The organism is Burkholderia latens (genome assembly GCF_902499045.1).
In the GTDB taxonomy this organism is placed as follows: domain Bacteria; phylum Pseudomonadota; class Gammaproteobacteria; order Burkholderiales; family Burkholderiaceae; genus Burkholderia; species Burkholderia latens.
Map to the genome: position 1 here is coordinate 13,239 of NZ_CABVPL010000065.1, position 21,700 is coordinate 34,938.

Consider the following 21,700-nt stretch of genomic DNA (forward strand, 5'->3'; position numbering starts at 1 on the left):
GCGTTCGCGGCGTTGCAGGCGGCGCGAACGCGGCGGCGCGATGGCGCGATGGCGCGATGGCGCGATGGCGCGATGGCGCGATGGCGCGGCGCGATGCGCGATGGCTCGTCTTCAGTATTGTGGTTGTCCGCCGCGTGTCGCGCGCCCCGTCTACAGGTCGAGCACCAGCAGCTCGCTTCGCGATCGCGAGCAGCACGGCATGAACTGGTCGCCGGCCGCTTTTTCGTCGTCGGTCAGATACGCATCGCGATGATCGGGCTCGCCTTCGAGCACGCGCGTCGCGCAGGTGCCGCACACGCCTTGCTCGCACGACGTCAGCACGTCGATGCCGTTGGCCGCCAGCGCCGCGATGACGGTGCATTCGGCCGGCACGTCGATCACCTTGCCGCTGCTCGCGAGCTTGACCTGGAACGCCTGGTCCGCGCTGGACGATGCGACCGCGCCACCGAAGAACTCGTAGTGCAGCCGCGCTTCGGCCCAGTTGCGCTCGCGCGCGGCGTGCAGCACCGCGTCCATGAAGCCGCGCGGGCCGCACACGTACAGATGCGTGCCCTCGGGCGCGCCGGCGAGCACGGCAGTCAGGTCGAAGCGCTGCGCGGGATCGCCGTCGTCGACGTGGAAGCGGGCGCGATCGTGAAACCCGGCCGCATTGATCCGGTCGACGAAAGCCATGCGATCGGCCGAGCGCGCGCAGTAGTGCATGTCGAACGGCAAGCCCGACGAAAACAGCCGTTCCGCCATGCTGAGAATCGGTGTGACGCCGATCCCGCCCGCGAGCAACAGGTGATGCGGCGCGTCGGGTGCGAGCGGGAACTGATTGCGCGGGATGCCGATCCGCACGGTGTCGCCTTGTCGGACCGTGTCGTGAATCGCGCGCGATCCGCCTCGGCCGTCGGCGTCGCGCAGCACGGCGATCTGGTAGCGATCGCGTTGATCGGGATGATTGCACAGCGAGTACTGGCGCACGAGGCCGCCCGGCAGATGCACGTCGATATGGGCGCCGGCGTCGAAGCACGGCAACGGCGAGCCGTCGTCGCTGACGAATTCGAAGCCGCAGATGTCGCGCGCTTCCTGCCACTTGCGTGCCACGCGCACCGTCAACGTCGCGTCGTTCATCACGCCTCCTTCGCCTGCGCGACCGGAATCACGGGCCGTTGCGGGCTCGCTGCGTTTTCGGCAGCGAGCAGCCGGTCGATCACCTTGCGCGACAGCACGCCGCCGGCGTCGATGTTGAGCTTCAGCAACTGGCGGTCCGGCCACTGCTCGAGATTGCGTTGCTGGCGCTCGAGCATCTCGAGATCCTCCGCGAAGATCTTGCCCTGGCCTTCGCGGATCTCGGCGGTCAGCGCGGGATCGTCGGGCCGGAAGTTGCGCGCCATCCCCCAGAAATACCAGATCGACGTGTCGGTCTCGGGCGTGATGAAGTCGACCACGATCGACGACGCCTTGCGATCGGGCGGCGCATCGTAGCCGCCGTGGCCCGCATGCGCGACGCCCACTTCGATCATCACGTGGCTCGGCGGCGTGAAGCGGCAGATCTGCCAGCGGTCGACCGGCACGTCGTCGGCGAGGCCGTTGCCGCGCAGCGCCATCCGCCAGAACGGCGGCGGCATCACGTTCTGCATGAAGCGGCTCGTGACGACTTCGTCGCCGTGGCTCGTCGTCTTCGGCGGCGCTTCGTCGATTTCCTTCTGGCCGATGCTCGTCGCATGCACATAGGTCTCGTGCGTGAGGTCCATCAGGTTGTCGATCATCAGCCGGTAGTCGCAGCGGATGTGGTACAGCCCGCCGCCATGCGCCCAGGCCGGATCTTCGGCCCACGCGAGCGCGGGGAGCGTGGCGGGATCGGCTTTGGATGCATCGCCCGGCCAGACCCAGATGAAGCCGTATCGCTCGACCGCCGGAAAGCTGCGGATCGGCGGGAAACCGCCGACGCGCTGGCCCGGCATGCCGGCCGTCTTGCCGTTGCAACCCATTTCGAGCCCGTGATAGCCGCACACGAGCACGCCGTCGCGCACGAACCCGAGCGACAGCGGCGCGCCGCGGTGCGGGCAGAAGTCCTCGAGCGCGGCGACGTGGCCGTCCGCCGCGCGATAAAGCACCATCGACTCGTTGCAGATCTTGCGGCCCAGCGGCTTGCCGTCGATTTCGTCGGGCGTGCACGCGACATACCAAGCGTTCTTGAGAAACACGTTTCGTCTCCTTCGGGACGGTGCCGCCGGGATGCGGCCCGATCTTTATTCCGTGTACTGAATGAGATTCAGTGTACTTACTGAGATAAGCCGGGGCAAGGCGGGCGGTATACTGGTTTTCCCGAGAACGGGCGCAGCGCGGCGCCATGCCGTCGGCGCGCGCAACCGGTGCTCGCAGCCTATGTCATCGACTCATTCATGGAAAAAACGAATCCTGCCAACCTGCCGGCTTTCCCGCTCGATCTGTACGACGAGCCGGGCCACCTGATCCGCCGCGCGCATCAGATCGCGGTCGCGATGTTCTACGAAAAGCTCGGCCGGGACGTGACGCCGGTGCAGTACGCGGTGCTGCGCATGCTCTACGACTGCCCGGGACTCGACCAGGTGACGCTCGCGCAGCGCGTGGCGCTCGATACGTCGACGACGGCCGATCTCGCGGTGCGGCTGGAAGCGAAAGGATTGATCGTGCGCGAGGTGCTGCCGCGGCGGCAGCGGCGCCTGCTGCTGACGCCGGCGGGCGTCGAACTGCTCACGCATCTGATGCCGGCGGTGGAGGAATTGCGCGCGGGCCTGTTCGACGGGATGGGCGAGAACGATTCGCAGGAATTGATGCGCCTGTTGCGCAAGTTCGTCCATTTGAACAACGAGCAGAGCCGCGCGCCGTTGCGCGTCGGCGACGATTCGTAGCGGCCCGCCGCGCGCGGTGATGGCGCAGACGCGCGCGCCGCCCGGCCGTTAGCCGCGTGACGCTTCGCCTTCCAGCCGCCGCACCGCTTCCGCGACGTCGTTCCTGAAGCGCACCAGCGCCGCCTGCTCCGGTGCGGGCGGCTGCACGGCGGCCCACAGCATGTCGATCAGCTGCGTGGCCGTCGTTTCCGTATCGAGCTTGCGGTGCCCGAGGATCGCATCCCACAGCACGTGCTCGATCGGCCCGAACACCATCGAGCGCAGCAGGCTCAGCGGCATGTCGCTGCGCACCTGCCCGGCCGCCTGGCCGCGCGCGAGCACGTCCATCAGCGGCGCCGTGTAGCGGCGCTGCAGCGCGGTGAGCTCGTCGCTGAGCGCGTGCTGCTTCGCCCGGCCTTCCGACAGCACCAGCGCGCACAGCCCCGTGCCGTTCACCAGCATCAGCCGCAGGTGCGTGCGCACGATGAACGCGAACTGCTGCTGCACCGACGCCTCCACCGGCATCCCGTGCTCGAACGCGGCGATGATTTCGTCGTACCAGTCGGCGATCACGCGCGCGCACAGCTCGCGCTTGCCGCGGAAATAACTGAACACCGTCGCTTCCGACACGCCGACGCGCTGCGCGATCTCGGCGGCCGTCGCATGTTCGTAACCCTTTTCGGCGAACACTTCGCGACCGGCGCGCAGGATGTCCTGTACGCGCTGCTGGGACTTGCGCCCGGCGGGTGCGCGCGACGGGTCGGCGCGGTCGGCTTTGGCGGTGGCGGTCATGGTGTCGGCGGGAGCGGCTGTTATGCCGACATCATATCTGAGTAACACTCAAAAAACTATTGACGCCAAACCTGGCGACGCGCGAAACTGTGCGAAATTTCCGCTACATTGGCTTGATGAATCGACGCATTGATCCGATTTGAGCGAAACTCAGAAATCGGTGCGTGCAACCCACTTTCTGGAGACGGAGGAGACATGATCAACCTGCCCGGCGTGCAATTCATGCTCGGTGAAGACATCGAGATGCTGCGCGACGCCGTCGCGACGTTTGCGGCGAAGGAAATCACGCCGCGCGCGGCGGAGGTCGACCGCACCGACCAGTTCCCGATGGATCTGTGGAAGAAGTTCGGCGATCTCGGCGTGCTGGGCATGACCGTGTCCGAGGAATACGGCGGCGCGAACATGGGCTACACCGCGCACATGGTCGCGATGGAGGAGATCTCGCGCGCGTCGGCGTCGATCGGCCTGTCGTACGGCGCGCATTCGAACCTGTGCGTGAATCAGATCCACCGCAACGGCACCGACGCGCAAAAGCAGAAATACCTGCCGAAGCTCGTGTCGGGCGAGCATATCGGCGCGCTTGCGATGAGCGAGCCGAACGCGGGTTCCGACGTCGTCAGCATGAAGCTGCGCGCGGACAAGCGCGGCGACCATTACGTGCTCAACGGCACGAAGATGTGGATCACCAACGGCCCCGACTGCGACACGCTCGTCGTCTACGCGAAGACGGACATCGACGCCGGCCCGCGCGGCATCACCGCGTTCATCGTCGAGAAGGGGATGAAGGGCTTCTCGGTCGCGCAGAAGCTCGACAAGCTCGGCATGCGCGGGTCGCACACGGGCGAGCTCGTGTTCCAGGACGTCGAAGTGCCGGAAGAAAACATTCTCGGCCAGCTCAACGGCGGCGTGAAGGTGCTGATGAGCGGCCTCGACTACGAACGCGCGGTGCTGTCGGGCGGCCCGACGGGCATCATGGCCGCGTGTCTCGACGCGGTGGTTCCGTATATTCACGACCGCAAGCAGTTCGGTCAGGCGATCGGCGAGTTCCAGCTGATCCAGGGCAAGGTCGCCGACATGTACACCACGTTCCAGGCATGCCGCGCGTATCTGTACGCGGTCGGCCGCCACCTGGACTCGGCGGGCAGCGACCATATCCGCCAGGTGCGCAAGGACTGCGCGGGGGTGATTCTCTACACGGCCGAGAAGGCGACGTGGATGGCCGGCGAGGCGATCCAGATCCTCGGCGGCAACGGCTACATCAACGAATACCCGGTCGGCCGCCTGTGGCGCGATGCGAAGCTCTACGAGATCGGCGCCGGCACGAGCGAGATCCGCCGGATGCTGATCGGCCGCGAGCTGTTCGCGGAAACGATGTAACGCCCCACGTCACGCGAACGGAGCCCCGTCGATGCCGATCATCGAATCGAAACTGAACCCGCGTTCGGAAGACTTCCGCGCGAACGCCGCGGCGCTGGAGGCGGTCGTCGCCGACCTGCGCGCGAAGATCGAACAGCTCGCGCAAGGCGGCGGCCAGGCCGCGCGCGACAAGCACCTCGCGCGCGGCAAGCTGCTGCCGCGCGACCGGATCGCGCAACTGCTCGATCCCGGCGCGCCGTTCCTCGAGTTCTCGCAGCTCGCGGCGAACGGCATGTACAACGACGACGCGCCGGGCGCGGGCGTGATCACCGGGATCGGCCGCATTGCCGGCCGCGAATGCGTGATCGTGTGCAACGACGCGACGGTCAAGGGCGGCACCTACTACCCGATGACCGTGAAGAAGCACGTGCGCGCGCAGGAAATCGCCGCGGAAAACCGGCTGCCGTGCGTGTATCTCGTCGACTCGGGCGGCGCGAACCTGCCGAACCAGGACGACGTGTTTCCTGATCGCGACCACTTCGGACGCATCTTCTACAACCAGGCAACGATGTCGGCCGCGGGGATCGCGCAGATCGCGGTCGTGATGGGCTCGTGCACGGCCGGCGGCGCATATGTGCCGGCGATGAGCGACGAGTCGATCATCGTGAAGAACCAGGGCACGATTTTCCTCGGCGGGCCGCCGCTCGTGAAGGCCGCGACCGGCGAGGAAGTGAGCGCCGAGGATCTCGGCGGCGGCGACGTGCACACGCGCCTGTCCGGCGTGGCCGACCATCTCGCGCAGAACGATTCGCACGCGCTGTCGATCGCGCGCAACATCGTCAGTCATCTCGCGCCGAAGATCGCGTCGCCGGTGGCGCTGCGCGAGCCGAAGCCGCCGCGCTACGACGCGAAGAGCCTGTACGGCGTGATTCCGGTCGACACGCGCAAGCCGTTCGACGTGCGCGAGGTGATTGCGCGCATCGTCGACGATTCGGAGTTCGACGAATTCAAGGCGCGCTTCGGCACGACGCTCGTTACGGGCTTCGCGCACATCTGGGGGCATCCGGTCGGGATCGTCGCGAACAACGGCATTCTGTTTTCCGAATCGGCGGTGAAGGGCGCGCACTTCATCGAGCTGTGCTGCCAGCGCAAGATTCCGCTCGTGTTCCTGCAGAACATCACGGGCTTCATGGTCGGCCGCAAGTACGAGAACGAAGGCATCGCGCGCCACGGCGCGAAGATGGTCACGGCCGTGTCGAATGCGAAGGTGCCGAAGTTCACGGTGATCATCGGCGGCTCGTTCGGCGCCGGCAACTACGGGATGTGCGGCCGCGCGTTCGGTCCGCGCTTCCTGTGGATGTGGCCGAATGCGCGGATCTCGGTGATGGGCGGCGAACAGGCCGCGTCGGTGCTCGCGACGGTGCGCCGCGACGGCATCGAGGCGAAGGGCGGCACGTGGTCGGCCGACGACGAAGATGCGTTCAAGCAGCCGATTCGCGACCAGTACGAGCGCCAGGGGCATCCGTATTACGCGAGCGCGCGCTTGTGGGACGACGGCGTGATCGATCCGGCGCAGACGCGCGACGTGCTCGGGCTCGGGCTTGCCGCGTCGATGAACGCGCCGATCGAAGACACGCGCTTCGGCGTGTTCCGCATGTAACGGCCGGGAGGACTGACCGATGCGATACGAAACGATCAAGGTGAGCGAAGCCGGCCGCGTGGCGACCGTCACGCTCGCGCGGCCCGACGTGCGCAATGCCTTCAACGAGACGACGATCGCCGAGCTGACCACCGCGTTCGAGTGGCTCGACGCGCACGAAGGCGTGCGCGCGGTCGTGCTCGCCGCGGAAGGCGCGGCGTTCTGCGCGGGCGCGGACCTGAACTGGATGAAGAAGATGGCCGGTTACTCGGACGACGAGAACCGCGCCGACGCGCGCAAGCTCGCGCGGATGCTCGAGGCGATCCATCGCTGCGGCAAGCCGGTGATCGCGCGCGTGCACGGCGACGCGTATGCGGGCGGCGTGGGGCTGGTCGCGGCGGCCGATATCGCGATCGCCGCCGACGGCGCGAAGTTCTGCCTGTCGGAGGCGCGGCTCGGGCTGATTCCCGCGACGATCGCGCCGTACGTCGTGCGTGCGATGGGCGAGCGCGCGGCGCGCCGCTACTTCACGACGGCCGAGGTGTTCGACAGCGCGCGGGCGGCCTCGCTCGGCTTCATTCACGACGCGGTGCCGGCCGATGCGCTCGACGACACGGTCGCGAAGCTGGCCGCGACGCTCGTCGCGAACGGCCCCGCCGCGGTGCGCGCGTGCAAGCGGCTCGTTGCCGACGTCGCCGGCCGGCCGCTCGACGCGACGCTGATCGAGCAGACCGCCGACTGGATCGCGCGCACCCGCGCCGGCGCGGAAGCGCGCGAAGGGATCGCGTCCTTCCTCGAGAAACGCACGCCTTCGTGGCGTGAATGACGGCGTGCCTCTAACTTTCCGGACGACATCGAAGCCATGTTCGACAAGATTCTGATCGCCAACCGCGGCGAAATCGCCTGCCGCGTCGCCGCGACGTGCAAACGTCTCGGGATCGCGAGCGTCGCCGTCTATTCCGACGCGGACGCGAACGCGAAGCACGTCGCCGCCTGCGACGAAGCCGTGCACATCGGCGGCTCGGCCGCCGCGGACAGCTATCTGCGCATCGACCGCATCATCGACGCCGCGCGCGCGGCCGGCGCGCAGGCCATCCACCCCGGCTACGGCTTCCTGTCGGAGAACGAGGATTTCGCGCATGCGTGCGAAGAGGCCGGCATCGTGTTCATCGGGCCGCCGGTCAACGCGATCTCGGCGATGGGCTCGAAGGCGGCCGCGAAGGCGCTGATGCACGCGGCCGCGGTGCCGCTCGTGCCCGGCTATCACGGCGACGACCAGGACGCGCACAACCTGCATCGCGAAGCCGACCGGATCGGCTACCCGGTGCTGCTGAAGGCGAGCGCGGGCGGCGGCGGCAAGGGCATGCGCGTGGTCGAGCGCTCCGAGGACTTCCTCGCGGCGCTGGCGTCGTGCCAGCGCGAGGCCGCGAGCAGCTTCGGCAACGACCGCGTGCTGATCGAGAAATACCTGACGCGTCCGCGTCACGTCGAAGTGCAGGTGTTCGGCGATACGCACGGCAACACCGTGTACCTGTTCGATCGCGACTGCTCGGTGCAGCGCCGTCACCAGAAGGTGCTCGAGGAAGCGCCGGCGCCGGGCCTGCATCCGGACGTGCGCCAGGCGATGGGCGAAGCAGCCGTCGCGGCCGCGCGCGCGGTGAATTACGTCGGCGCGGGCACCGTCGAATTCATCATGACGGGCGAAGCGTTCTACTTCATGGAGATGAACACCCGCCTGCAGGTCGAGCATCCGGTCACCGAGATGGTCACGGGGCTCGATCTCGTCGAGTGGCAACTGCGCGTCGCGGCGGGCGAGCCGCTGCCGCTGAAGCAGGACGAGCTGCGCGTGCACGGGCATGCGATCGAGGCGCGGCTTTACGCGGAGAATCCGGCGCGCGGCTTCCTGCCGTCCACCGGCACGCTGAAGCATCTGCGGCTGCCGGACGGCGTCGAGTTCGCGATCGGCGCGCCGGTGCGCGTCGACAGCGGCGTACGCGAAGGCGATGCGATCACGCCGTTCTACGATCCGATGATCGCGAAGCTGATCGTGCACGGCGCGGACCGCGCGGAAGCGCTCGGCCGGATGCTGCGCGCGCTGCAGGCTTGCGAGGTGGTCGGCCTGCATACCAATGCCGCGTTCCTGCAGCGGATCGTCACCAGCCATCCGTTCGCGATCGCCGATCTCGACACGGGCCTGATCGAGCGCAACCACGACGCGTTGTTCGCGCCGCAACAGCCGCCGCGCGCGACGCTCGCGCTGGCCTGCGCGGCGCTTCTCGCGCGTGAGCGCGATGCGGCCGCGCGCCAGGGCGCGTCGCCGTGGTGCGCGCTGCCGGATTGGCGGCTGAACGGCGGCTATCGCCGCACGCTCGAATGGCATGCGCCGGATCGCGAAGCGGATGTGACCGTCACGTATGAGGACGATGGCGTCAACACGCGCGTCGCCACCGGCGATGCGGCCGCGCAGTCGTTCGCGTGGACGCGCGGCGCGACGCCGCTCGACTTCGACGTGACGCTCGGCGGCGTGCGCAGCAGCGGACGCGTGTATGCGGACGGCGACAGTTTCCACGTGTTCACGCAGGGCGTGGCCGAGACGTTCGAGTGGCGCAACGTGCTTGCGCACGCGGGCGACGCGGAGCATGGCGGCGGCCGCCTGACCGCGCCGATGCCCGGCAAGGTGATCGCGGTGCTGGTCGAGCCCGGTCAGAAGGTCGACGCCGGCACGCCGCTGATCGTGATGGAAGCGATGAAGATGGAGCACACGATCGGCGCGCCGGGCGCGGGTGTGGTCGCGGAAGTGCTGTACGGCGTCGGCGATCAGGTCGCGGATGGCGCGCAACTGCTGGTGATGGCGGAACAGTAAGCGGCGGATTTGCCGCGCACGGGCCGGCGTGGCGTCTTGCGGCGCGACGCCGGCCTTGTCGTTTGCGGCCGCCTCGCCGATCGCCATCGTGTGGCGTCGTGCCGCGCGGATGGCGAATCGCGTGCGGCATGCGTTCCGTTCCGCGCATGACGTTCCATGACAGTCCGTTCGCGCGTGCTCCGCTAGACTGGCGGATTGCGCGCGCCTGCGTGCCGCGCGCTACACTGCGTCCATTCACTCTCTCATCCCGCCGACGATGACGTCTCTTGTCCTGACCGGCCTGCGCATCGGTATCACGATCGGACTGCGCGCCCCCGACGAAAGCCTGTGGATCAACGGAATCAAGCAGAATGCGCTGTTCCTCGCGAAGCTGCTGATGGCGTCGCCGCACGGCTACCGCGTGACGCTGGTCAACACGACCGACGTGCCTCTGACCGACGCGCTGCCATGGGATCGCACCGTATACGACACGCGCGCGTTCGCCGACATGAAGGATGCGCTCGACGTGCTGATCGAGCTCGGCGGCCAGATCGACGGCGCGCAGACGGCCTACCTGAAGGCGCGCGGCGCGAAGATCGTCAGCTATTGCTGCGGCGTCGAGTACATCAACGCGATGGAATCGATGCTGTTCGGACGGCGGCTGTGGGATTCGCTGTTCATCAACCGCGGCTACGACGAGGTATGGGCGATTCCGCAGATCGCGCCGTCGTCGCTGCCGTTCCTGCAGTCGCTGCGCCGCTGCCCGGGGCGCGTCGTGCCGTTCGTGTGGGATCCGATGTTTCTCCGCGAGCGCGCGGCGTCGCTCCCCGAGCACGGCGAGTACCGGCCGCGCAGCGAGCCGGGCAAGCGGCTCACGGTGATGGAGCCGAATCACAACGTCGTGAAGTTCTGCGTGTATCCGATGCTGATCATCGATGAAGCGTACCGGCGCGACCCCGATGCGATCTGCTTCACGCACGTGACGAATGCCGATCGTCTCGCGCACGACAGCCCCGAGTTCGTGATGCTGATGAACTACCTCGACATCGTGCGCGCCGGCAAGGCGAGCTTCGTCGGCCGTTTCGATACGCCGCTGTTCCTGGCGGAATTGACCGACATCGTCGTGTCGCATCAATGGTCGAACCCGCTCAACTACTTCTATTTCGACGTGTGCTGGCAGGGCTATCCGCTCGTGCACAACGCGAGCCTCGCGCCCGATCTCGGCTACTACTATCCGGACAACGACGTGCAGAAGGGCGCGGACGCGCTGCTGCACGCGCTGCACACGCACGACGACGACTGGGAAGGGTACACGCGGCGCCAGCGCGAGATTCTCGGCCGCTATACGTCGGCGAATCCGGCGCTCGTCGCCGAGTACGACGCGCTGCTCGCCAATCTGATCGGCGCGACGGCTGCGTGAGATTGCGCGGCCTGTCGTCGTCCGTGCCATCAGTCAATGTATGAAGAAAGCATGCCGTTAAAAAAGAAACCGCCGAACCGGGGAAATTCGACGGTTTTTGAAGGCACGAATTTGACGGCTCCGAGGGAAGTCCGTCGGAAATTATTTTAGAGGTTAACAAGTCGAAAAGATTGTTAAACATCTTTCAATCGACAAGTGTCATATAATTGGATCGATATTATCGATTTGGTCTTGGTCTGATTAATGTCGGGATATTCGCAATATCGTTTGAAACGGCGAAATTGAAGTCTGCAAGGATCGAATGCCGGGCGGGAACCCGATTCCCGTAGGGAGCGCCCGGTTCACGCGGAGAATCCAGGCGGCCGACAGCCGACGCGAATTCGCGAATCGCTATTTGTCGGACGAAAAAACAAACGGGCGATCATGAAACGGCTCTTGCGGGTAAATCGATCCGATTGCGCCTGTTTGAGCGCCTCGAGCAAACGCTTTCCGCGGCAAAATCGTCGGCGGTTTTATGTAACCTGTCGCACAGTCGCCGGCGCGCATGCGTGATGTATTTATCGTGTTTGAATATCGTTGACAATATCGGATTTGACGGCGCGACGAAATGAAAAGTACGCTCCCGGAAAAGATCGAAACAAGAGGTTGGGCCGGGTAGGCAGTGGCGCGCGTCGTGGTCGGCTCGCTCCACGAGTATCGAGAGTGCGGGCCGTCGACGGCGGCCCGACATTTGCCGGAGCGCCGGATGAATGCGGTCGAACCTCGCCTGGAGGCGAACAGGGTAGCGAACCGGAGCGAGATCGATCTCGTGTTCGGCGCACCCGACGATCACCCCGACCTTGCGTCGGTACGCAGTTTCGTCGAAAGCCGGCTCGGCTTTGCGCGCGAGCCGGTCTGCCGCGCCGATCTGTCGGGCGGTGTGCTGTATCACGAATGCCTCGCGCGGTTGCGCTGGGGCTCGCACGACGCGTTGCCGCCGGTTGCATTCCTGCCGCGGCTCGAGTCGCTCGGGCTGATGCGCTGGTTCGACCGGCTCGTGGTCGGCCGGACGATCGACGCGCTGCGCGCCGATCCGAAGGCCGTGTACGGCTGCAACATCGCGGCGGCGAGCGCGGTCGTCGACGACGCGTGGTTGCCGATCTTCAGGCGGCTCGAGCGCGAGCCGTCGGTGGCTGCGCGGCTCGTCGTCGAGATCACCGAGGCGGGGCCGCTGAACCCGGTCGCGGGGCGGTCGTTCGTGAATCGCTTTCGGCAGGCCGGATGCCGCGTCGCGATCGACGATTTCGGTGTCGGCTTCAGCGCGCTGAACAACCTGGTGATCGGCAACCCCGACATCGTGAAGCTCGACAGGTCGGTCCTGTCGCTGATCAAGCGCAACGCGATCGGGCGCTACCAGTTTCGCCGGCTGATCGCGTTCGCGCACGAAAGCGCGCGGCACGTCGTCGTCGAAGGCGTGGAGAACGAGGTCGACCGGCAGATGATCGTGGATTCCGGCGTCGCATGGGCGCAGGGCATTCGTTTTCCATGCCGGCCGCCGGCGGCTGCGTGACGTGGGGTGACGCCGCATGGAGCCACCGCGCGCCTGGCGCGCCGGCATCGGGCAACGGATCGTAAAGGGGCGGGGGCATGGCGGCGACGAAGGTGAAGGCGAGGCACGGAACGGACACGCAAGCGGCCGGCGAGCGCGAACTCGTTGCGATCGCCGAACTGGCCGACGTGTTGCGGGAGGTCGGTTCGGACCCGGCCGAAGGCGCCGATGCGCTCGATGCGCCGATCGACGTCGCGCCTTTTCTCGACGGCCTGACCCACGTGTCGCAACTGATCTACCGGATGAAGCCGCTCGATGCCGATGGTCGTGAGCGCGCGGCGCGACACTACTTCGCCGGTGCGTTCGCGGGCGCGTGCGGCGACGATTCGGCGATCGCATGCGGCGTCGCGGGCAGCCTCGCGCAGCAAGCGGACGCGGTCGGCCCCGCGGCGGCCCGCTGTTTCGCGAGGCTTGCGCGCATCGGCAGGCGGCATGGCCGCATGTTTGCCGAGCGGCGCGGCCGGCGCGTGGCCGCATAGCGCGCGGGGTCGTCGCCACGAAGGCGTCGCGCCCGTATCTCGCGGAAAGCCGGCCCGTCTTGATCTGCGCGTCGGCCTGTCGAGCGCTGTGCCGATCGAGCGCAAACAGGCCGCGGATCGAATCGATCGCGATGAAATCCCGAACGGTGCCCTTGATCAGCGACAGGCCGGCGGCCGCGCTCAGCCGAGCGCGCGCGCGGCAAACAGGCGCTGGATCTGCTCCGAGTACGCACGGACGTTGTGGTCGGCGAGCGCATCGACCTGCTGCAGGCAGCGGCGGGACGCCGCCGCGTAGTCGTCGAGGTGCGCGTCGTGCGTCTGCGCGGCGGTCGCGATGGCACGCGCCGCGTCGAAGATCTCGAAGTCCGCGTAGTAGTAGCCGACGTCGCGCAGGAACGGCGAGTTGTGCACGAGCGGGTAGTTGCCGTACAGCGCGTCGTACAGCAGGTAGTTCAGGCCGTTTTCCCAGTGATGCGACACGACGATGTCGGTGTGATGCGCGGCCCACGCGACGAACGGCGCGCGCACGTCGGCCGTCGCCTTGCCGTCGCGCACCATCTCGAGCCCGAGCGCGAGGTGCTTGAAGGCGGCGTTTTCCTTCTTGTCGAACGTGTTCGTCATGTACACGTGCTCGACGAGCTCCGGGTGTTCGACGTAGCACGCGTTCGCGGCCAGCATCGGCACGATCGAGCTCTTCACGACGTTCAGGTTCGGTTCGAAGAACGCGATCCGCTTCGCCCGGCCGTGATTGCGGTAGCCGAAGCGCGCCTTCAGTTCGGGATCGGCGTCGAGGCTGCGTTCGATGAAATACGGCGACCAGATGTGCGGCAGCTCGATCACCGGCGCGCGATACACCGCTTTGAAGTAGGCCGCGCACGTGTGCATGTGCTGCGGATTGGTCCAGATCTCGTCGAACTGCACGCGGTGAGGGTTCGGCCGCCAGTCGTTCTTCTCGAAGTTGATCGTCTCGACGGCGATCACGTAATCGTTGCCGAAGCGGTACGACACGCACTTGCCGCCGCGCCCGCGCACCGCGTCCGCGTGCGACGGGTCGATGAACGCGTTCATCTCGATCAGCAGGTCGGTCTGGTGAACGATCGCCGACAGCGGCCGCAGCGCATCGCCGAACGCATCCATCATCAGCGCGCGCGGATACTCGGCGATGCCGTCGTCGTGCGCGAGCCAGACTTCGCCGATCAGCGGCGAGCGCTTCAGCAACATGTACAGGTACACGCAGTGCTGGTTCGCGCCGTTGTACCAGATCGACTGCGCCGCGTCGCGCTGCACGTTCATCGTAATCGCGACATTGATCTTCATCGGGTGCTCCGGGCGGACGGTGCGCGGCTCACGGCGTGCCGTTCTGCGACTGGCGCGGCACGTAGCCGGTCATGTGCCAGCGTCCGTCGTCTTCGAGCCGAAAGCTCAGCTTCTCGTAGACGATCGCGCCGCTGGCGAGCGTCGTCGCGTAGTCGAGGTTCGCATAGAGGCCGTCGGGCAGTCCCGTGGTGTTCGTGTAGCGGATCCGCGTGATCTGCGCCCAGCCGCGATGGCGGATCGTGCCGACCGACTGCCGCGCGCGCTGCATGTCGGCCGCGAACTGGTCCTGCTTGATGCGCGCCTTCACGAATGCGGCGGAATCGGTCCACACGTCGCGGTATTGGCCGGTGTCGAGTTGCTTGAAGACCGCATCGGCGTCGTGCAGCAGCGCGTCCGCCGATTCGCCGCCGGCTTGCGCGTGCGCGCCGATCGACACCGCGGCGACGGCGCAGCCGATCAGCCATTTCGTGCGGGAGAGGCTCGGGTGTGCGTTCATGTCGTGGTCCGGAGCGGGCGGCGGGTCATGCGTCGCGATAGAGCGACGCGATCGCGTCGGAATACGCGGCGACGTTGTCGGCGTTGTAGATGCTGACCGAGTCGAGCACGTGCTTCGATTGCTCGCGGTATGCGTCGAGGTTCGCGTCGTGCTCGGCAAACGCCTTCAGCAGCGCGCGGCCGCCGGCCTGGCAGTCGAAGTCCGGGTAGAAATACCCGGCCTTGCCGAGGAACGGCGAGTTGTGGATCAGCGGATAGTCGCCGTACAGCAGCTCGTAGTACAGATAGTTCTGCGCGTTTTCCCACGTGTGCGACACCACCGCATCGCCGTACGCGGCCATGAACTCGTACACCGCGTAGCGGCTTTCGAACGTCGTGATCCCGTGGTTCACGATGTCGAGGCTCTTCGCGAAGTGAACGAACGTCGCGTGTTCCTTCAGGTGCAGCGTGTTGCATACGCGCACGAACTCGAGGAAGCCGGGCTTCGCGCGATACGCTTCCTCGGTCACGAGCATCGGAATGATGCTCGTCTTCACCATGCAGATGTTCGGCTCGAACATCGTCACGCGCCAGCGCGGCTTGCCGGGCTGATAGCCGAACGACAAGCCTGCGCCGAGCGTCGCGCGCGCCTTGTCGAACAGCATCGGATGCCAGATGTGCGGAACGATCGTGACCGGCGCGCGCAGGCCCGTCTGGTAATAGTGCAGGCACGAGCGCTCGAATTCCGGAATCGTCCACACCGCGTCGTACGGCGCGCCCGAGAACAGGAAGCCCGATGGCTTGTCGAACATCGCGCGCTCGATGTCGATCACGTAGTCGTTGCCGACCCGCATCGTGACGACCTTGCCGCCGCGCTCGCGGAACGCGCGCAGGTAGTCCGCGCCGAACTGCGCGCTCATTTCGATCAGCACGTCGCAGCGTTGCAGCGCTTCGTCCATCGACAGCAGCGGCACGTTCCATTCGCCGAGCATCATCTGCGGATCGGCAACCTGCTCGCCGCCGTTCACCATCACGGCATCGGCGACGAGCGGCGACTGGCGCAGCAGCAGGATCAGCAGCAGGCAGTTCTGGAAGATGCCGTTTTCCCACAGCGACTGGCCGGCGCCGCGCACGAACAGCGATACGCCGACGACGAGGCGCTTGCCGTCGCCGCGCGCTTGACGGGCATTGGAGTCCGACATGCGTGTGCTCCGGTTCAGGCGACCAGGCGCGCGACGAACGCGTTCAGGTTCGCGGGGTTGTCGATCGAGACCGACTGCAGCAGCCGGCGCGCTTTCGCGCGATAGTCGTCGAGTTGCTCGTCGTGATGCAGCCACGCGTGGTGCAGTGCGCGGGCGCCCGCGACCGCATCGAAATCCGGGTAGTAGTAGCCGGCGTCGCCGAGCAGCGTCGAGTTGTGGACCAGCGGATAGCCGCCGTACAGCACGTCGTAATAGAGGTAGTTCTGCGGATTCTCCCAGTGATGCGACACCACGGCATCCGCATGGCGCGCCATGAAGCCCGGCAGTTCGAGGCGCGGTTCGAACGTCGCCTTGTGCTGGCGCACCAGGTCGAGGCTGTGCGCGAAGTGCACGAAAGTCGGATGCGCCTTCATGTGCATCGCATTGACGACGAACAGATGCTGCACCGCATCCGGATGCGCGCGGAAGAACGCGTCGCACACGAGCATCGGATAGTGGCAGGACTTCACGACCGAGATGTTCGGCTCCAGCGTCGCGAGGCGCCACGGGCGGCGGCCCGGCTGATAGCCGAACGTCACGCCTTCGTTCGCGAGCGCGGCGATGCGGCGATCGAGGAAGTACGGCGACCACAGATGCGGAATCGTATGGACCGGCGCGCGCGTGAGCGTGCGCAACAGCGGCACGTCGATTTTCTGCGACTTCTCGAGCACCCATACTTCGTCGAACTGCGTGCCGTTGAAGATGTGTCCCGACGGCTTGCCGAAGATCGGCGTCTCGGCGAGGCCGCTGTAAGTATGGCCGACGAAGCACGCGACGAGCTTCGTGCCGAGCGCCTTCACATGGCGCATCCATTCGACCGGCAACTGCGCGCCCATCTCGATCACGACGTCGAGTTCGTGCGTGACGTCGGCGGGCTTCACGAGCGGTACGTCGAGGCCGTCGAGTTCGAGGCCGGACGGCAGCGCGTTCGCGTCGCCGCCATTCAGGAAATAGACAGGGCCGACGCGATCCGAGCGTTTCAGCATCATCGCGAGGTACGCGATGTTCTGGTGGATGCCGTTTTCCCAGATCGCCTGGCCGCCACGCGCAAACAGCGAGATGCCGACGGCCGGCCGTTGCGTTCGGGTGCCGCCCGAGGCGGCTTGATCGATGTCCGTCACCGGTTGGTTTCCTCTGCGGCGTCGTGCGTTCGGCGGTGGCGTCGAGCGCCCCGGCCCCGGAACGGCGCGCCGTGGATTGTCGTGGTTGCGTTCGCGCCCGCGCATGCTCGCATACGAGTCGAGCGGCGTGGAGCGCGGAGCGGTCGCCGGATTCCGATGTGTCGCCGGGCGCGACTGGCACGGCGCGCGACGCGTGAGGAACGCCCCGGCAACTGTCTGCGGCGATTGTGGCACGGAAGCCGCCGGTTTGTGGAGGGGCATGACGAACTTTGACATACCGGCCGGCGCGGGCGTGGCGCGCGACGGCGAAGCCTGCCGCGCGGCTCGGCGGTCCGTCGCGAGCGCGTCGAGCGCCCGGATGGACAGGGCCGTCGTGCGCGTGCGCCGCGCGCGACGGCGGGCTCAGCGCTGCAGCGAGATTTCGACGCGGCGGTTGCTCGCGCGGCCTTCGGCCGTCGCGTTGGACGCGATCGGGTCGGCGCTGCCTCGGCCCGTCACCGACACGCTTTGCGCGTTCAGCCCGTGCGCCTTCAGGTAGGCGGCGACGGTCTGCGCTCGGCGCTTCGACAGTGCGAGGTTCGACGCGTCGCTGCCGACCGAGTCCGTATGGCCGGTGATCGTCACCTGTGTATACGTGCGGTCCTCGCGTTCGCCGAGCAGCTTGTCGAGCGACGTGCGCGCGGCAGGCGTCAGTGTGGCCTGGCCGGTCGCGAACAGTGCGTCGCCCGCGAGGCTCACGTGTTCGACCGCGGCGGGGGCCGGTGCCGGCGCCGCGGCTGCGGGAGCCGCTTCGGCCGGCGCGGCGCCGCACTGGAACACGAGCGTCGCAGGATCCGAGCCGTCGCGCAGTGCGCGGGCCGTGTCGGCGACGCGCACCGGCTGATCGCCGCAGATCTTGCGCGCGGCTTTCATGCAGGTCTGCGGGCCCGACAGCAGGCCGTGGCAGTCCACCTGGAACGTGCGCACGCCGTCGCGCGGCTGCAGTTCGGATGCGCTGAAGGTCGGGCCCGATGCGGTCGAGCACGCGGCGAGGCCCATCGCGGAAAACGCGAGCGCCAGAGCGAGTTTGTTCACGGTTACGTCCTCAAAGCTTGGGTTGACTGAAGCGCGCCGCGCGGTGCGGCGGCGCGCTCGTCCTGCCGCCGTGCCGCGCGCCGGCCGACTTGCGGGCCGGGCGGCGTGGCGGCGCGACGGATTACTTCCACTGGTACAGCACGCCGGCGCCGATCACCTTCTGACCGCCGCTGAAGCCGCCGTTGATCGATGCCTTCAGGTTCTCGGTGATGCGCGCCTGCATGTTGACCGCCATCGCCTTCTGGCCGAGGAAGGTCGACGTGCCGACACCCATCCCGAAGTTCGCGTCGCGATCGAGTTGCGGGATCGACGCCATCGCGCCGACGGCCGCGATACCCTGCTTCGCCATCTGATCGGTCTGCTGCAGTTGCGAACCCAGCGAGTTGATCTGCGCCTGCTGGCCCGACAATGCCGTCGACAGCGTCGTCTGCACCTGCGTCAGCTGATTCACGTTTACCGCGTCGGTGCCTTGCGTACCCGGCGCGACGTTGGTGATCTGGCGCTGCTGCTGGTCGTTGCCCACCGACACCACGTTCGAGCGACCGCCGTCGTTCGACGCCGCACCGATCGCCACCGAGTTCGAGCCGGCCGTGACGACCGGCTTGTCGTTGCCGGTGCCGTTCATGTCCGCGGCGATCCCGTTGTTGTTTGCCGTGCGGGTCGTGTTGTTGTTGACCGTGGTCGCCAGCTGGTTCACCTGGTCGCCGAGGTTCGTCACGCCCGTCGACAGCGACGCAACCGTGCTGTTCGTCGTGCTCAGGCCGGTCGACAGCGAGCCGATGCCCGCCGACGTCGACGTGGACAGCGACGTGAGGTTGCTGTTCGTCGAGCTCAGGCCGGTCGACAGCGAACCGATTGCCGTCGACGTCGACGTGGACAGCGACGTCAGCGCGCTGTTGGTCGAGCTGAGACCCGTGGACAGCGAACCGATGCCGGTCGACAGCGACGCGATGTTCGACGCGGTCGACGTGGACAGGCTCGTGATCGCCTGGTTCGTCGCGTGGAGCTGGCTGCCGTTGATCGCGTCCGTGCTCGTGGCCGAGATCTGGCCGGCCGACACGTTCGTGATCTGGCGCGTGGCGCCGGTGGCTGCGTCGCCGACGCTGACCACGCCCACCGGCGAGCTGCCCGCGAAGAAGTAGGTGGTGCCGCCGATCGTCGCGCTCGACGTGGCGACCGCGTTGCTCGTGACCGAGTTCGCGCCGAGGGCGATCGAGTTCGCGATGTTGGCGGTCGCGTTCGAGCCGAACGCGAGGGCGTCGGTTGCCGTGGCCTTCGCATTCGAGCCGTAGGCCTGCGCGCCGATCGCGCTGGCCGTCGCCTGATTGCCGAGCGCGATCGTGTTGTCCGCGGTGGCCTGGCTCGTGCTGCCGAGTGCCAGCGCGGCGTTGCCGGTTGCCGTGTTCGCGTTGCCGAGCGCCACTGCGCCAGTGCCGGTCGCCGTGTCGTTCGCGCCCATCGCCACCGCGCCCGTGCCCGTTGCAACGCTCGGATCGCCGATCGCCACCGCGCCGTCGCCGCTCGCGGTGTTGCCGGAGCCGATCGACACCGCTTTGCCGCCCGTGGCCGCTGCGTTCTGGCCGATCGCGACTGCGCCGGCCGTTTGAGCGTTCGAGCCGTCGCCGACCGCCACGCTGCTGGCGCCGGCCGCGCTGGCGTTCACGCCGGCTGCGAGCGCGTTCACGCCCGTTGCGCCGTCGTTCGCGTAGTTCCCCTGCTGCGTGCCGTTGTCGTTGACGCTGTAGTAGTGCGTCTTCGCGGCTTCGATCGCGGTCGACGTCGACGTGGACAGCGACGTGATCGAGCTCGTGGCCGACGACAGGCCCGTCGACGTTGACGTCGACAGCGACAGGATCGTGCTGGCCGCCGTCGACAGACCGGTCGAGGTCGACGTCGACAGGGAGCTGATCGAGCTGGTGGCCGACGACAGACCGGTCGAGGTCGAGGTCGACAGCGAGCTGATCGAACTCGTCGCGGACGAGAGACCGGTCGACGTCGAGGTCGACAGCGAAGCGACCGAGCTGTTGGTCGAGCTCAGGCCCGTGGACAGCGACGTGACGCTGCTTGCGGTCGACGTGGACAGCGACGTGAGGGAACTGTTGGTCGAGCTCAGGCCGGTGGACAGCGATCCGATCGAGCTGGTGGCCGACGAGAGACCGGTCGATGTCGAAGTCGACAGCGACGCGACCGAGCTGTCGGTCGAGCTGAGGCCGGTCGACAGGGAGCTGATGCCCGTCGAGGTCGAGGTGGACAGCGAACTGATCGAGCTGGTAGCCGACGACAGGCCGGTCGACGTGGAAGTCGACAGCGATGCGACCGAGCTGTCGGTCGAGCTGAGGCCCGTCGACAACGAGCTGATGCCCGTCGAGGTCGAGGTGGACAGCGAACCGATCGAACTGGTGGCCGACGACAGGCCGGTCGACGTCGAGGTCGACAGCGACGCGACAGAGCTGTCGGTGGAGCTAAGGCCCGTCGACAACGAGTTGATACCCGTCGAGGTCGAGGTGGACAGCGAACCGATCGAGCTGGTGGCCGACGAGAGACCGGTCGAAGTCGAGGTCGACAGCGACGCGACAGAGCTGTCGGTGGAGCTAAGGCCCGTCGACAACGAGTTGATACCCGTCGAGGTCGAGGTGGACAGCGAACCGATCGAGCTGGTGGCCGACGACAGGCCAGTCGACGTCGAGGTCGACAGCGAGGCGACCGAGCTGTCGGTCGAGCTGAGGCCGGTGGACAGGGAGCTGATGCCCGTCGAGGTCGACGTGGACAGCGAACCGATCGAGCTGGTAGCCGACGACAGGCCGGTCGACGTGGAAGTCGACAGCGACGCCACCGAGCTATCGGTGGAGCTGAGGCCGGTCGACAGGGAGCTGATGCCCGTTGACGTCGACGTGGAGAGCGAGCTGATCGAGCTATTGGCCGACGACAGGCCCGTCGATGTGGAAGTCGACAGCGAGGCGACCGAACTGTTGGTCGAGCTCAGTCCGGTGGAGAGCGAACCGATCGAGCTGGTAGCCGACGACAGGCCGGTCGACGTCGACGTCGACAGTGACGCCACCGAGCTATCGGTGGAGCTGAGGCCGGTCGACAGGGAGCTGATGCCCGTTGACGTCGACGTGGAGAGCGAGCTGATCGAGCTGTTCGCCGACGACAGGCCCGTCGACGTGGAAGTCGACAGCGACGCGACCGAGCTGTCGGTCGAGCTGAGGCCCGTCGACAACGAGTTGATGCCAGTCGAGGTCGACGTGGAGAGCGAGCTGATCGAGCTGTTGGCCGACGACAGGCCAGTCGAAGTCGATGTGGACAGCGAGCTGATCGAGCTGTTGGCTGACGACAGCCCAGTCGACGTCGAAGTCGACAGTGACGCGACCGAGCTGTCGGTCGAACTGAGGCCTGTCGACAACGAGTTGATGCCAGTCGAAGTCGACGTGGAGAGCGAGCTGATCGAGCTGTTCGCCGACGACAGGCCCGTCGACGTGGAAGTCGACAGCGACGCGAC

At 67.0% G+C, this 21,700-nt stretch carries 17 protein-coding genes; 8 read left to right on the forward strand and 9 right to left on the reverse strand.

Annotated elements, in window-relative coordinates:
- Positions 1 to 150 precede the first annotated feature (150 nt).
- Complete coding sequence (locus BSE24067_RS29560; RefSeq protein WP_151063104.1) at positions 151 to 1,116, reverse strand: PDR/VanB family oxidoreductase; 966 nt, start codon at positions 1,114 to 1,116, stop codon at positions 151 to 153.
- A complete protein-coding gene (locus BSE24067_RS29565) occupies positions 1,116 to 2,192 on the reverse strand; it encodes an aromatic ring-hydroxylating dioxygenase subunit alpha (RefSeq protein ID WP_151063102.1) in 1,077 nt (358 codons plus the stop codon). Before BSE24067_RS29565 ends, BSE24067_RS29560 begins: the two co-directional genes overlap by 1 nt.
- A 198-nt stretch (positions 2,193 to 2,390) precedes the next feature.
- Here BSE24067_RS29565 and BSE24067_RS29570 point away from each other — a divergent pair, with 198 nt between their 5' ends.
- A complete protein-coding gene (locus tag BSE24067_RS29570) occupies positions 2,391 to 2,879 on the forward strand; it encodes a MarR family winged helix-turn-helix transcriptional regulator (RefSeq protein ID WP_151063100.1) in 489 nt (162 codons plus the stop codon).
- A 48-nt stretch (positions 2,880 to 2,927) separates the two neighbouring features.
- On the opposite strand, the gene BSE24067_RS29575 is transcribed toward BSE24067_RS29570, so the two are convergent.
- Positions 2,928 to 3,650: a TetR/AcrR family transcriptional regulator gene (locus tag BSE24067_RS29575; protein ID WP_151063099.1), complete on the reverse strand. Its 723-nt coding sequence runs from the start codon at positions 3,648 to 3,650 to the stop codon at positions 2,928 to 2,930.
- 195 nt (positions 3,651 to 3,845) lie between these two features.
- Here BSE24067_RS29575 and BSE24067_RS29580 point away from each other — a divergent pair, with 195 nt between their 5' ends.
- The 7 genes from BSE24067_RS29580 (at position 3,846) to BSE24067_RS29610 (ending at position 12,974) form a co-directional block, all read left to right on the forward strand.
- On the forward strand, positions 3,846 to 5,027 hold the full coding sequence (locus BSE24067_RS29580; RefSeq protein WP_151063097.1) for an isovaleryl-CoA dehydrogenase: 1,182 nt from the start codon (positions 3,846 to 3,848) through the stop codon (positions 5,025 to 5,027).
- Between the two features lie 31 nt (positions 5,028 to 5,058).
- Positions 5,059 to 6,666 (forward strand): carboxyl transferase domain-containing protein, encoded by a 1,608-nt coding sequence (locus BSE24067_RS29585; RefSeq protein WP_151063095.1) that lies wholly within the window; start codon positions 5,059 to 5,061, stop codon positions 6,664 to 6,666.
- 19 nt (positions 6,667 to 6,685) lie between these two features.
- Positions 6,686 to 7,471: an enoyl-CoA hydratase/isomerase family protein gene (locus BSE24067_RS29590; protein WP_151063093.1), complete on the forward strand. Its 786-nt coding sequence runs from the start codon at positions 6,686 to 6,688 to the stop codon at positions 7,469 to 7,471.
- 36 nt (positions 7,472 to 7,507) lie between these two features.
- Positions 7,508 to 9,508, forward strand: coding sequence for an acetyl/propionyl/methylcrotonyl-CoA carboxylase subunit alpha (locus tag BSE24067_RS29595; protein WP_151063091.1), 2,001 nt, complete (start codon positions 7,508 to 7,510; stop codon positions 9,506 to 9,508).
- Positions 9,509 to 9,764: 256 nt separating this feature from the next.
- Positions 9,765 to 10,907, forward strand: coding sequence for a DUF2827 domain-containing protein (locus BSE24067_RS29600; protein ID WP_151063090.1), 1,143 nt, complete (start codon positions 9,765 to 9,767; stop codon positions 10,905 to 10,907).
- A 745-nt stretch (positions 10,908 to 11,652) separates the two neighbouring features.
- A complete protein-coding gene (locus BSE24067_RS29605) occupies positions 11,653 to 12,456 on the forward strand; it encodes an EAL domain-containing protein (RefSeq protein ID WP_151063088.1) in 804 nt (267 codons plus the stop codon).
- A 77-nt stretch (positions 12,457 to 12,533) separates the two neighbouring features.
- A complete protein-coding gene (locus BSE24067_RS29610; RefSeq protein ID WP_151063087.1) occupies positions 12,534 to 12,974 on the forward strand; it encodes a hypothetical protein in 441 nt (146 codons plus the stop codon).
- Between the two features lie 180 nt (positions 12,975 to 13,154).
- Here the strand turns inward: BSE24067_RS29610 and BSE24067_RS29615 are convergent, their stop codons facing one another.
- The 6 genes from BSE24067_RS29615 to BSE24067_RS29640 form a co-directional block, all read right to left on the reverse strand.
- Positions 13,155 to 14,291 (reverse strand): DUF2827 family protein, encoded by a 1,137-nt coding sequence (locus BSE24067_RS29615; RefSeq protein ID WP_151063085.1) that lies wholly within the window; start codon positions 14,289 to 14,291, stop codon positions 13,155 to 13,157.
- Between the two features lie 28 nt (positions 14,292 to 14,319).
- Positions 14,320 to 14,787: a DUF4019 domain-containing protein gene (locus BSE24067_RS29620; RefSeq protein ID WP_151063083.1), complete on the reverse strand. Its 468-nt coding sequence runs from the start codon at positions 14,785 to 14,787 to the stop codon at positions 14,320 to 14,322.
- A 25-nt stretch (positions 14,788 to 14,812) separates the two neighbouring features.
- Positions 14,813 to 15,967, reverse strand: a complete 1,155-nt coding sequence (locus BSE24067_RS29625; protein ID WP_151063082.1) for a DUF2827 domain-containing protein — start codon at positions 15,965 to 15,967, stop codon at positions 14,813 to 14,815.
- Positions 15,968 to 15,981: 14 nt separating this feature from the next.
- Positions 15,982 to 17,127 (reverse strand): DUF2827 domain-containing protein, encoded by a 1,146-nt coding sequence (locus BSE24067_RS29630; protein ID WP_151063080.1) that lies wholly within the window; start codon positions 17,125 to 17,127, stop codon positions 15,982 to 15,984.
- A gap of 402 nt (positions 17,128 to 17,529) precedes the next feature.
- Entirely contained in the window at positions 17,530 to 18,201 is a 672-nt protein-coding gene (locus tag BSE24067_RS29635; protein ID WP_151063078.1) for an OmpA family protein, read from the reverse strand.
- Between the two features lie 121 nt (positions 18,202 to 18,322).
- The coding region (locus BSE24067_RS29640) for a YadA family autotransporter adhesin (RefSeq protein ID WP_174904952.1) at positions 18,323 to 21,700 on the reverse strand (3,378 nt) is incomplete at its 5' end.